This window comes from Pseudochrobactrum kiredjianiae (assembly GCF_030362795.1).
Taxonomy (GTDB): Bacteria; Pseudomonadota; Alphaproteobacteria; order Rhizobiales; family Rhizobiaceae; genus Pseudochrobactrum; species Pseudochrobactrum kiredjianiae.
In genome coordinates this window covers 1262475-1274574 of sequence record NZ_JAUCBM010000001.1, presented here as the reverse complement: position 1 = coordinate 1274574, position 12100 = coordinate 1262475, and the positions used below count along the sequence as shown (strand labels likewise).

Genomic DNA, 12100 nt, shown 5'->3' with positions numbered 1-12100 from the left:
CATGAGTTTGAACGCCCGATGAACGCGCCTCTCAGAAAGAGTTCAGCCCCTTCCCTATAAGGTAAGCACAAGATCATTCAGGACAAGAAAAGGGGGCAAGCGATGTTGTATCACCGGTTTACCATTATCAGCCTCTTTGTGCTGGGTACGACTTTTCTCGGCCTGCTGCTGATGAATGAAAATCACTCCAGCCGCCCTGTCCTGCTCTCTATGACAGCCCATCACACGACCACGCAAAAAGACACCTCCCATCCGCCTGTGACAACGACCACTGCAACACAGGAAAAGGAGGTTAGCCCATGAAGAGTGTTTCCGTTCTCAACAATCTGACTGATAGTTTGTTTCTGGCTATGCGGATTATAGTTTTCAGCCTATTCTTTGTGGCTCCTGTTGCGGCTTTTACCGGTATTGCCGCCAATACCGGCGGACAGGTGACTGCAACCGGTCTGGTACTATTTGTCAGCTTACAAAAATAGACACTAGAGCATAATTCCTCAAAGTTGGATCAGTTTAAGGTAAAATTATGCCCTCATTTTAAAGTGTTAGAGCGACCTTTGTGTGCCAAGCAAGGCACACCGCGCTCTAGCCCGCTCAACCACAATCCGAAGCGTAATCTTGCCATATAAACTGTAAGAATTCCGGCTTATAGTAAGCTATGAGCAAAAGAATCGACACTTTTACCGGCACGTCCGTCGCAGATGTCATTTCTGCGGGTATAGCCACACCGGAGCCAGTTGCTCCTCAAGCATTTACAGATGCCCGCGCTGCAGTTGATGCATTGCGTGCTCTCTATGACCGCAACACTGCTTTTTTGCGCGATGCCTTTCATAAGGTCGCCAAAGGGGAAGTTCCGCCGCAGCGTTTCCGTGCTTTTTACCCGGAATTGCGCTTTTCAACGGCCAGCTTTGCCCATGTGGATACGCGTCTCGCCTATGGTCATGTCAGCCTGCCCGGCGATTATGCAACGACACTGACCCGCCCCGATCTTTTCGACAGCTATCTGTTGGAACAAATCCGCCTGCTGATCAAAAATCACGGCGTGCCAGTTACAGTTCAGGAATCCTCAACGCCAATTCCGCTGCATTTCGCGTTCCTTGAAGGCACCTATGTCGAAGCGTCCGTCTCCGATGCTTTCCGGCACCCGCTGCGCGATATGTTTGATGTGCCCGATCTCGGCAATACGGATGACAGCATCGCCAATGGTGATGCAGAATTCCAGACATTGGAAGTGATGCCGCTGGCACCATTTACCGGCCAGCGTGTGGATTATTCCCTGCAACGCCTGTCGCACTATACGGCAACCAGCCCGTCACATTTCCAGAACTATGTGCTTTTTACCAACTATCAGTTCTATATGGACGAGTTTTGCGCCTATGCCCGTAAGCTGATGGCGGAAGGCGGCGGTGGTTTCACCAAATTCGTTGAGCCCGGCAATCTGGTGACCTTTGCCGGTAATAATGCGCCGTCGCAAGGTGCTGAGCCTGCACGTCTGCCGCAAATGCCAGCTTATCATCTGGTCAAGCCGGATGGTTCCGGTATTACCATGGTCAATATTGGCGTCGGCCCATCTAATGCCAAAACCATTACCGACCATATTGCAGTGTTGCGTCCGCACGCATGGCTGATGCTTGGCCACTGTGCGGGTCTGCGCAACAGCCAGCAACTTGGCGATTATGTGCTCGCCCATGCCTATGTGCGTGAGGATCATGTTCTCGATGATGATCTGCCGATCTGGGTGCCGATTCCCGCATTGGCAGAAATTCAGGTGGCACTTGAAGATGCGGTGGAAGAAGTTACCGGCCTTGAAGGCTATGAGCTAAAACGCATCATGCGTACCGGTACCGTTGCCACGATTGACAACCGTAATTGGGAATTGCGCGATCAGCGCGGCCCTGTGCAGCGGCTTTCCCAGTCCCGCGCAGTAGCATTGGATATGGAATCGGCGACCATCGCGGCAAATGGCTTCCGCTTCCGCGTGCCATACGGCACATTGCTTTGCGTGTCCGATAAGCCTTTGCATGGCGAGCTGAAATTGCCGGGCATGGCAACAGAATTCTACAAGAAGCAGGTTGCCCAGCATTTGCAGATTGGTATCCGTGCGATGGAAAAGATTGCTGCGATGCCGCAAGACCGGTTGCATTCGCGTAAACTTCGCAGCTTCTTCGAGACTGCATTCCAGTAAACACTTTAAGCACATGACAAAACAGCGCTGTAATGGCGCTGCTTTTGTTTAGCCTTGATTAAGCTGCTTTTCGCAGCCATCAGTAGCGCATTCTTTATTTCTCTTGCTCTGTGGTCTCTATGTCCGTTGAAAAGCCAGTTCCTGCTGTAAAAAAACCGTCCCGCCTGCTCTTTGCATTGCTGATCATATTAGTATTGCTATCTGTACCACTCGTGCTGGGCTTCTTTGGCCGCGTGCATCCGGCATTAGACAGTTTCGCGCATTTCCGTGCGCATCTGGCAGCGATTATGGCAATTGGCGGCATTTTCCTGCTGTTCACCAGTCTGCGCCGTGAGGCGGCAATGGTTGCATTGCTTGGTATCAGCGCCTTCTCAACAACGGTGAACTGGAACAGCTCTTCGCAAAAGACGACAGATCAGAATGAGACTGTGACCTACCGGCTGATGCAGATCAATTTGCTGCAAAACCACGCTGATCCGAAAGAAGTGCTGCAAGCTGTCGCCCGTAATGCACCGGATATTATCACCTATCAGGAAGGCTCCGAGCAGTGGCAGCCATGGCTTAAAATACTGGAAGGCAGCTATCCGTATCGTCATCAGTGCGGCACGCTGCCGAACCGCTGGGGTGTCGGTATTCTCTCGCGCCGTCCTTTTGCAGAATTCGGCTCACCGGTTTGTACCGGTGACGGTGTACTGGCAACCGCTCTGATCAATCTTGGCGGCACCAATGTGCTCGTCTCTTCCGTGCATCAGTCATGGCCATGGCCATTTCCGCAGGTTCAGCAATTTGAAATGTTGCGCCCTGCACTGGAACCGATGGCCAATGCACATGGTATTCCGGTGATTATTGCCGGTGACTTCAATGCCACGCCGTGGAGCTACAACCTACGCAAATATGAAATGCTCACCGACACAAAACGTGTTGCCGGTTCCGGCCCGACATGGCTGACAAACCGCCTGCCAGAAATACTGCGCCCGTGGATCGGTCTGCCGATTGATCAGGTGCTTATCAACAATACGGTGAAGGCAAGAAACATGCGTACCGGAGAACCTGCCGGTTCGGATCATCTGCCGCTGCTATTTGAATTCTCTGTTCCGGCACCGGCTTCAGAGCCTGCGGAGGATAATCCGCAACCTAATCCGGCGGCTGTCCGCATCTGATATAAAAATGGCGCCTCTTGAGGCGCCGTTTTTATATATTTACATCTAGATCATGGTGGTCGAGACGGTCACGGTTTTATCAAGCGTATCCCGAAAAGTGGTTTCCGGTTTTCGGACAAGATACGCGTTAAAAATACGAACATTTACATGTTTGCGTAAACCGGTCCTTCGCCGACATCTTCGTTGACGGCGGTCGAGACGGACACGGTTTATTATCGCAAACATTTACATGTTTGCGTAAACCGGTCCTTCGCCGCCTTGTGGCGTAACCCAGTTGATATTCTGGTTCGGGTCTTTGATGTCGCACGTTTTGCAGTGCACGCAGTTCTGCGCATTGATGACGTAAGTTTCCTTGCCGTCCTTCTCAACCCATTCGTAAACACCCGCAGGGCAATAGCGTGCTGAAGGCCCGCCAAACACATCATGCTCAGACTTCAGCTGCAGCTCCAGATTTTTCACCTGCAAATGCACCGGTTGATCTTCTTCATGATTGGTGCTCGACAAAAACACCGATGACAAACGGTCAAAAGTAATCACGCCATCCGGCTTCGGATAGGTAATCGGCTTATGTTTGGCTGCCGGTTCCAGCGATGCCGCATCGGTTTTGCCATGCTTCAATGTGCCGAAGAAGGAGAAACCGAACAGCTGGTTTGTCCACATATCCAGACCACCCAGCGTTACGCCAAGGATTGTGCCGAATTTCGACCAGAGCGGTTTCACGTTACGAACGCGCTTCAGATCTTTGCCGATTGCACTGTCGCGCCATTCATTTTCAATGCCAACCACTTCGTCATTCGCACGACCGGCAGCAATAGCTTCTGCCACTTTGTCGGCTGCAAGAATGCCCGACAGCACCGCATTATGCGAGCCTTTGATACGTGGCACGTTAACAAAACCTGCCGCACAGCCAATCAGCGCCCCGCCCGGGAAAGTCAGCTTTGGTACAGACTGCCAGCCGCCTTCGGTGATCGCACGCGCGCCATAGGAAATACGCTTGGCACCCTCAAAAGTCGGGCGGATTGACGGATGGGTTTTATAGCGCTGGAATTCTTCAAACGGCGACAAATACGGATTTTTGTAGTTGAGATGTACCACAAAACCGACGGCAACCAGATTGTCTTCCAGATGATAGAGAAATGAACCGCCACCGGTTTTCATATCGAGCGGCCAGCCGAAGGAATGTTGCACCAGACCCGGCTTGCTCTTTGACGGGTCGACCTGCCACAATTCTTTCAGACCAATACCGAATTTAGCCGGTTCGCGGCCTTCATCCAGCTTGTATTTGGCAATGACTTCTTTGGAGAGTGAACCGCGCGCACCTTCGGCGAACAGCACATATTTACCCAGCAGCTCCATACCGCGTGTATAATTTGGCCCCGGTTCGCCATTGCGCTCAACGCCCATATCACCGGTGGCTACACCGATAACCGCACCGGCCTCATTATAAAGCACTTCGGCAGCAGCAAAGCCCGGATAGATTTCCACGCCGAGATTTTCAGCATGTGTGCCCAACCAGCGCGCGACATTGCCCAAAGATACAATGTAATTGCCGTGATTGTTCATCAGTTTCGGCATAGCGAAATTCGGCAGTCTTACATAGCCTGCAGGCCCGAGCAGCAAAAACTGATCGTCAGTCACAGCAGTTTTAAACGGATGGTCGCTCTCTTCGCGCCAGTCCGGCAGCAGCTTGTCGATCCCGATAGGATCAACCACAGCGCCGGAAAGAATATGGGCGCCAACTTCCCCGCCCTTTTCCAACACGACGACCGAGAGTTCCGGATTATTTTGTTTCAGCCGGATCGCAGCAGCAAGACCGGCAGGGCCTGCGCCAACGATCACAACGTCGAACTCCATACTTTCGCGTTCCGGGAGTTCGTGTTCGTTGCTCATATAAGCCTCCATAGCATCGGGCGTGGTATCTGGTTCCCGTTATTATATTCTATTCACCCTGATACAGGGTTGTAACACAGTTCAAATGCGTCCTATTGTCCAAAATCGCCGCAGATCATGACGTTTGTTCACTAACAGATCACTATAATATTGACGTAAACGTCAATGTAAATGGTTTTTGAACAACCCCGTCCGAAAGCCCTTGCCAAAGCTCTGACAATTTGCGACCTCAGAGCAGTAAACATGCCTAAAACCGGAACAATCGTGTGTCAGACACTGCAATAACTGCCAATTGGGAAGATCTGATTCGCTTTTACGCGGAAGCCGGAGTGGACTCCGCGCTGCATGACGCGCCGGTTGATCGCTTTGCTGAAGCCGCAGCCCTTGCGGCAGCGCAACCAAAACGCGTTGCGCAACCTGACACTACAATGCGCAACAATGCAGCGGCACCAGCCGGCAATGCGCAACAGGCACCGCGACAAAATCCCGCCTTACCGGCAAACCAGCAACAAAGAGCGCAGCAAGCTCCCATTGCGGCACAGGCTTCCATTGCACCGGAAGTCCTGCTGGAAGAAGCCCGCAAACTTGCTAGCAGCGCAGACAATCTTGATATGCTGCAGCAGGCGATGGCAGGCTTTGACGGCTGCCGCCTCAAATTTACGGCGAAAAATATCTGCTTTGCGGACGGTTCCGCGAATGCCGACCTGATGGTGATCGGTGATACACCGGGGCGTGACGATGATCTTGAAGGCGTCCCCTTCTCCGGCCCTGCCGGACATATGCTGGAGCGCATTCTCGCAGCCATTAATCTGAAACGCGAGCAAGCCTATCTGGCCAATACTTTGCCATGGCGCCCGCCGGGCAATCGCCCTGCAACGCCGCTGGAAATTGACCTCTGCCGTCCGTTCCTCAACCGGCAGATTGAACTGGTTGCGCCAAAAGTAATTGTTGCGCTTGGCGACCCTGCCGCAAAGGCGCTGACAGGCTCCCGCGAGCCGATCTATAAATTACGCGGCAACTGGCATAGCCTGACAACTGCCGGTGCGCAGACCGTTGCAATTATGCCAAGCCTGCATCCAGATTACTTATTGCGCACACCGGCGCAAAAACGTTTTGCATGGGAGGACTGGCTGATGGTCAAAATGCGTCTGGAAGGCATTGAAGTCTGATCTGTGGTTTAGAGCATAAAATACGACATAAATATCCGTGAAGAGAGAATTTTTCACGACCTTAAAATGCCAATATCCCTGCATTGATTTCACAATACAGTCCTGCTGAATGTGTTCTCTTTTACGGCTCTCTGCCGTTTAAGGTTTAGAGCGGTCCCAGTTACGATTGAATAGTGGGAACCGCTCTAATTATTTATTTTACGCATTATCCTACGCAAAACCGCTTCGCACTTTTGCTGGAAATGCTTTAAGTCCGGATAAAGCCATGCCTGCACAGTTGTTGCCGATTACAGCGCTTCTTTTCAGTACGCTTCTGATGCTGATGGCCGGAGGCCTTGCGGGACTCCTGCTGCCGATCCGTGCCGGTATGGAAGGCTGGTCAACAATCACTATCGGCTGGATGGGAACTTTTTATTCTCTCGCCTTCACGGCCGGTTGTCTGATTGTACCAATTTTCGTGCGCAATGTCGGCCATGTGCGCGTTTTTACAGTCTTGCTGACTATTCTTGGTATGTCTTTGCTGCTGCACTCGCTGATAATAAATCCGATCGCCTGGATGGGCTTTCGTGCCTTGGCGGGCTTTTCTCTCGCTGGCGGCTATATGGTGGTGGAGAGCTGGCTCAATGAGCGTGTCAACAATGACAGCCGCGGCATGATCTTCTCTGTCTATATGATAACCACCATGATCGGCACTATGTCCGGCCAGTATATTCTGCCTTTTGGTGATCCTTCCACACAAACTCTGTTTATCATCTGTACGCTGATCTACAGCCTTGCGCTCATTCCCACCGCGCTGTCGCGTGCGGAATCCCCGAAACCGCTGACACAGGTGTCGCTGGATATTCGCGGCCTGTATAAGCGTTCTCCGGCGGCTGTCATCGGCTCGCTCATATCCGGTATTATTGCCGGTTCGTGGAATATTCTCGCACCGATCTATGGTCAGAAGAACGGACTGGATAATCTGAGCATCGCAACCATGCTGGTCACAGCTGTGATTGGCGGGGCGATTTTCCAATATCCGCTGGGACGCTTCTCAGATTTTGCCGATCGTCGTTATGTCATGGTCTTCTGCGGCAGTGTCGGTGTTGTACTGGCAATTATGCTGACCTTTGTGTCTCCGGCAGACGGGATCAGCGGTTATGCGGTTATCTTCCTGATGGGAGGCGTTCTGTTTCCGATTTACAGCCTCAATGTCGCGCATGCCAATGACTATGCGGAAGCCAATGAGTTTGTGAAAATCTCTGGCGGCTTGCTGATTGTCTATGGGGTCGGCAATATGATCGGGCCGCAGATCGCAGCCCGTATGATGGAGAGTTTAGGCAAAACCGGTATGCCGGTAACCCTGAGCATCTGCTTTGCCGCCTATGGCCTGCACGCACTCTGGCGCATAACCTTAAGGGAGCGTCCGGCGATCAGTGACCAGAAAACAGAGTTCAAATATCAGGCCACGAAAAACATCAATACGCCGGAAAGCTATCAGATGGATCCGCGCAGCGATGTGCCGGAAGAAGACGAGAATGAGAAGAGCTGAGGATTTTTCTCAGCTCCTCCTAAACTTTCTGCCTGACAATTTATGCTCACGGAAAATGATAAAAATACCGGCGCCGATAACAATAGAACTGCCGATCAGCATCTGAACAGTCGGGACATCGCCAAAAACCACATAGCCGATACCTAAGCCCAGCAGCATTGAGGTATATTCAAACGGCGCAATCGTCGACATTTCTGCGTGGCGATAACATTCGGTCAAAAAGATCTGTGCGATACCCCCGGCAAAACCAGCCCCCACGAGCAATGCCAACTGCCACCATTGCGGCACAACCCAACCAAACGGCCATGTGAACAGCGCAATCACCGTTGAAGTCAGCGAAAAATAGATCACAATCGTCGCTGTGCGTTCATGCTTCACCAGCTTGCGCACCAGCATCATGGCGACAGCTGAAGATAAAGCCCCGATCAAAGCAAAGATAGCACCGATCCCCTCTGCCTGACTCATATTTCCGCTCGAAAACATGCTGAGACGCGGCCAGACAATAATCAGCACACCGGCAAAGCCGACCAGCACCGCAGACCAGCGATAAATTCGCACCTGTTCTTTCAGGAAAATTGCACTCAGCACAACAATCATCAGAGGCGATGCATAATTGATGGCAATGCTTTCCGGCAATGGCAGCAATGTCAGAGCGTAAAACCCGCTCAGCATAGACATCACGCCGACAAGGCCGCGCCACACATGGCCAAAGATATCCGAGGTCACCATCACGCCCTGCAACTGGTGTGTATAGGCTAAATAGATGACAACCGGAAAAATCGCAAAGAATGAACGGAAGAACACCAGCTCTCCCGCAGGTATGCCCTCTGCTGACTTCAGCAATGTTGACATCAATACAAAGACAAAAACGGAGGTAACTTTGCAGGCAATACCAAGCAATGGTCGTGTTTCAGACCCGTTCTCTCCGGCAGCGGCGGGTGTATCTGCCAGCGGCAGATGGCGCTCTGGGGCATTCACAGTGAAAATTCCTTAACTGCCGCTGAATTTTACGCGGCAGACTCCCTCTTTTAATGCTCCTAGCATAGCTGACAAAGGGTGGTTTGCCAGTATTATTTGCAAAAATTGTTAGCAATTTTTGCAATGAACGAAGAGTAAAACTGATCTCCTGTTCAGAAGCCCAAGCCCAAAATTTCAAACAGTTTCGTTGAGTTAAACTCAATTTTTCACAAGGATAGCGGTTTCGCCTGTGAAAAAAATGGCTTAACCTCCCCGCACATTAGTCAAAGTCAATTCAGGAGCAGTTATGCGTACCGATACAGGTCATGTCTTTCGCCTCGAAGATTACCGCCCGTCAGATTATCTGATACGCAAAACCGAGCTGGATTTTCAGCTTGATCCGGAAAAGACAATTGTCACTGCACGCCTGACGATCGAACGTCGTGACGGTGTCTCCCTCACAGCACCACTGATACTGGATGGTGATGAACTGGAACTAGTGAGCCTTCAGATCAACGGTCTGCCTGCCACGGATTATGTGGCTGATCCCGAACTGCTCACGATAAACTCCCTGCCACAACAAAGCCCGTTCACGCTGGAAATTGTCACAAGAATTAATCCGACAACCAACCGGCAACTGATGGGGCTTTATCGCTCCAGCAATATCTATACAACGCAATGTGAGGCGGAAGGCTTTCGCCGCATCACCTATTTCCTTGACCGGCCGGATGTTCTCTCGGTTTATACCGTACGTCTTGAAGCCGACAAACAGGCCGCACCAATTCTGCTTTCCAACGGTAATCTGCAAGAGGCTGGCGAGCTGGTGGATGGCCGACATTATGCGCGGTGGTATGATCCGCATCCCAAGCCGTCCTATCTGTTTGCTTTGGTTGCCGGAGACCTCGGCTCCATCAGCGATCAATTCCCCACCATGTCCGGCAAGCAAGTCGCGCTGAACATCTATGTCGAGCATGGCAATGAAGCCCGTGCGACCTATGCAATGGATGCTTTGAAGCGTTCCATGCGCTGGGATGAAGAGGTTTATGGTCGCGAATATGACCTCGATATTTTCAATATTGTTGCCGTATCCGATTTCAATATGGGTGCGATGGAGAATAAAGGCCTGAATATCTTCAACGACAAATATGTTCTCGCCGATCCGCAGACCGCGACCGACACGGATTATGCCGGTATCGAAGCGGTGATTGCCCATGAATATTTCCACAACTGGGCGGGCAACCGCATTACCTGTCGCGACTGGTTCCAGCTTTGTCTGAAAGAGGGCCTGACCGTTTATCGCGACCATGAATTTTCCAGCGATATGCGTTCCCGCGCTGTGCATCGTATTGATGAGGTGAAAGTTCTCAAGGCACAGCAATTTCCGGAAGATGGCGGACCATTGGCGCATCCGGTACGCCCGAAAGAATATCGCGAGATCAATAATTTCTACACCGCAACCGTTTATGAAAAAGGTAGCGAGCTGATCCGTATGCTGCGCACCATTATCGGTGATGAGAATTTCTACAAAGGACTTGATCTCTATTTCATCCGCCATGACGGTGACGCTGCGACCATTGAAGACTTCATCAAATGTTTTGAAGACGTCAGCGGCCAGTCTCTCACGCATTTTGCCCTCTGGTACGATCAGGCAGGCACGCCTCTCGTCACAGTCACCAGTGATTATGATGCAGCAAGCCAGAGCCTGCGCCTGACGCTCGAGCAAAAAACTGAGCCGACCCCAGGGCAGTGCGAAAAACAGCCAATGCATATTCCGGTCAAATTCGGGCTGATCGGTACCGATGGCAAAGATATTGAGATTTCATCTTCTGAAGGCAGTGGCTTGCAGGGTGATGTCCTGCATCTGCGTGAGGCCTCACAAAGCTGGACATTCCGCAACATTACAGAGAAGCCCGTCTTGTCAGTGCTGCGTGATTTCTCCGCGCCGGTGCATGTCGCACAATCATTAAGCCGCGATGAGCAATTGTTTCTTGCGCGCCATGACAGCGATGCCTTTGGCCGCTGGCAGGTTATTCATTCGCTGATGAGCAATGCGATTATAGCCAATGTCGAAAAACTCCGCCTGCAACAAGCTACAGGGTTTGATCCGGTATTGCCCGAATTATTGGCAGAACTTGCGCAGGATGAAACGCTGGACCATGCCTTCCGTGCGCTCTGCCTGACCTTACCGGAAGAAGCAGACATTGCCCGTGACATTGGAAGCAATATTGATCCCGACCTGATCCGCAACAGCCGTGAAGCCTTGCTGTCGGCAATCGCCACACATGGGGCTGAAATTTTTGCCAAGACCTATGACGGCTTGCAGGATGCTGCACCATTCACACCGGATGCTGACAGCGCAGGCAAGAGAGCACTCAAAGCTGTGCTTCTGCAATATCTGGCGGTTTCGGACAATGATCCGCAGCGGGTTTATGATCAATTCATCTCCGCCGATAATATGACCGACAAACTGGCAGCGCTGGCGCTGCTGGCGCATCGTTTTTATGAACATGATTTTGCAACACGTGCTTTGGCGCAATTTGAGCAGGATTATAGCGCGGTACCATTGGCGATGGATAAATGGTTCAGTGTACAGGCACGCCGCCCTGCCTCTGATGCTCTGGAAGTCGTCCAGAGTCTGATGAAGCATCCGCTGTTCTCTCTCGATAATCCGAACCGCGCCCGTTCCGTACTAGGAGCCTTTGCTGCCAGCAATCCGACCGGCTTCAACCGGCAGGATGGTCAGGCATATACCTTCTTCACGCAGCTCATTCTGACAATCGACCGCGAAAATCCGCAACTGGCTTCGCGCCTTCTTACCACTCTGCGCTCATGGAAAACGCTGGAGCCGGTGCGCCGTGAGCATTTGAAATCAGCTTTGGAAGTGATTGCGCAAGCTGAAAAACTCTCCCCCGACGTACGCGATATCACGGAGCGCATGCTTGCCTGACCAAATGCGGGGACGGGAAAGCACATCTTGCTTTTTCGTCCCCTGCTTTAAAAAGAACATAATGTTTTACAACAAATAAGTACTGCACCGCATATTGCTGAATCAAATCAGAATCATGCGCACCCAATTAAAGTGTCTCTTTCTGAAAACTGATCGAATCACCTTCGAATCGGCAGGGGTTTTTTATTAATTATTAATTAAAAGCACTGGACACAGCGAATCACATTTGATTCATTAGGGTTATTCGGATTTCTCACCCCGAAT

Annotated in this window: 9 protein-coding genes; 7 read left to right on the top strand and 2 right to left on the bottom strand. The window is 51.5% G+C overall.

Features of this window, described 5'->3' with window-relative positions; translation table 11 throughout:
• Positions 1-102: 102 nt before the first annotated feature.
• The 4 genes from QUF18_RS05625 to QUF18_RS05610 all read left to right on the top strand — a co-directional run bounded on the left by QUF18_RS05625 (position 103) and on the right by QUF18_RS05610 (position 3342).
• Positions 103-303, top strand: coding sequence for a hypothetical protein (locus tag QUF18_RS05625; protein WP_289385965.1), 201 nt, complete (start codon positions 103-105; stop codon positions 301-303).
• Positions 300-476, top strand: a complete 177-nt coding sequence (locus tag QUF18_RS05620) for a hypothetical protein (RefSeq protein ID WP_289385964.1) — start codon at positions 300-302, stop codon at positions 474-476. Before QUF18_RS05625 ends, QUF18_RS05620 begins: the two co-directional genes overlap by 4 nt.
• A gap of 179 nt (positions 477-655) precedes the next feature.
• Complete coding sequence (locus QUF18_RS05615) at positions 656-2182, top strand: AMP nucleosidase (protein ID WP_289385963.1); 1527 nt, start codon at positions 656-658, stop codon at positions 2180-2182.
• Positions 2183-2301: 119 nt separating this feature from the next.
• Positions 2302-3342 (top strand): endonuclease/exonuclease/phosphatase family protein, encoded by a 1041-nt coding sequence (locus QUF18_RS05610; protein WP_289385962.1) that lies wholly within the window; start codon positions 2302-2304, stop codon positions 3340-3342.
• 225 nt (positions 3343-3567) lie between these two features.
• Here QUF18_RS05610 and QUF18_RS05605 read toward each other — a convergent pair whose 3' ends face one another.
• Complete coding sequence (locus QUF18_RS05605; RefSeq protein ID WP_289385961.1) at positions 3568-5232, bottom strand: electron transfer flavoprotein-ubiquinone oxidoreductase; 1665 nt, start codon at positions 5230-5232, stop codon at positions 3568-3570.
• A 266-nt stretch (positions 5233-5498) separates the two neighbouring features.
• Here QUF18_RS05605 and QUF18_RS05600 point away from each other — a divergent pair, with 266 nt between their 5' ends.
• Positions 5499-6401 carry a uracil-DNA glycosylase gene (locus QUF18_RS05600; protein ID WP_289385960.1) on the top strand — a complete coding sequence of 301 codons (903 nt, stop codon included), beginning with the start codon at positions 5499-5501 and terminating at the stop codon, positions 6399-6401.
• 265 nt (positions 6402-6666) lie between these two features.
• Positions 6667-7932 (top strand): MFS transporter, encoded by a 1266-nt coding sequence (locus tag QUF18_RS05590; RefSeq protein ID WP_289385959.1) that lies wholly within the window; start codon positions 6667-6669, stop codon positions 7930-7932.
• A gap of 9 nt (positions 7933-7941) precedes the next feature.
• Here the strand turns inward: QUF18_RS05590 and QUF18_RS05585 are convergent, their stop codons facing one another.
• Complete coding sequence (locus QUF18_RS05585; RefSeq protein ID WP_289386162.1) at positions 7942-8883, bottom strand: DMT family transporter; 942 nt, start codon at positions 8881-8883, stop codon at positions 7942-7944.
• Between the two features lie 313 nt (positions 8884-9196).
• Between QUF18_RS05585 and pepN the strand changes: the two genes are divergently transcribed.
• The gene (gene pepN / locus QUF18_RS05580; protein ID WP_289385957.1) at positions 9197-11836 is read left to right on the top strand and encodes an aminopeptidase N; all 2640 of its coding nucleotides are present in this window, start codon (positions 9197-9199) and stop codon (positions 11834-11836) included.
• Positions 11837-12100: the final 264 nt, after the last annotated feature.

What these genes read in the sequence shown, in the direction of transcription:
- QUF18_RS05625 (WP_289385965.1), top strand. Translation starts at nt 103, where the DNA reads ATGTTGTATCACCGGTTTACCATTATCAGCCTCTTTGTGCTGGGTACG.
- QUF18_RS05620 (WP_289385964.1), top strand. Translation starts at nt 300, where the DNA reads ATGAAGAGTGTTTCCGTTCTCAACAATCTGACTGATAGTTTGTTTCTG.
- QUF18_RS05615 (WP_289385963.1), top strand. Translation starts at nt 656, where the DNA reads ATGAGCAAAAGAATCGACACTTTTACCGGCACGTCCGTCGCAGATGTC.
- QUF18_RS05610 (WP_289385962.1), top strand. Translation starts at nt 2,302, where the DNA reads ATGTCCGTTGAAAAGCCAGTTCCTGCTGTAAAAAAACCGTCCCGCCTG.
- QUF18_RS05605 (WP_289385961.1), bottom strand. Translation starts at nt 5,232, where the DNA reads ATGAGCAACGAACACGAACTCCCGGAACGCGAAAGTATGGAGTTCGAC.
- QUF18_RS05590 (WP_289385959.1), top strand. Translation starts at nt 6,667, where the DNA reads ATGCCTGCACAGTTGTTGCCGATTACAGCGCTTCTTTTCAGTACGCTT.
- pepN (WP_289385957.1), top strand. Translation starts at nt 9,197, where the DNA reads ATGCGTACCGATACAGGTCATGTCTTTCGCCTCGAAGATTACCGCCCG.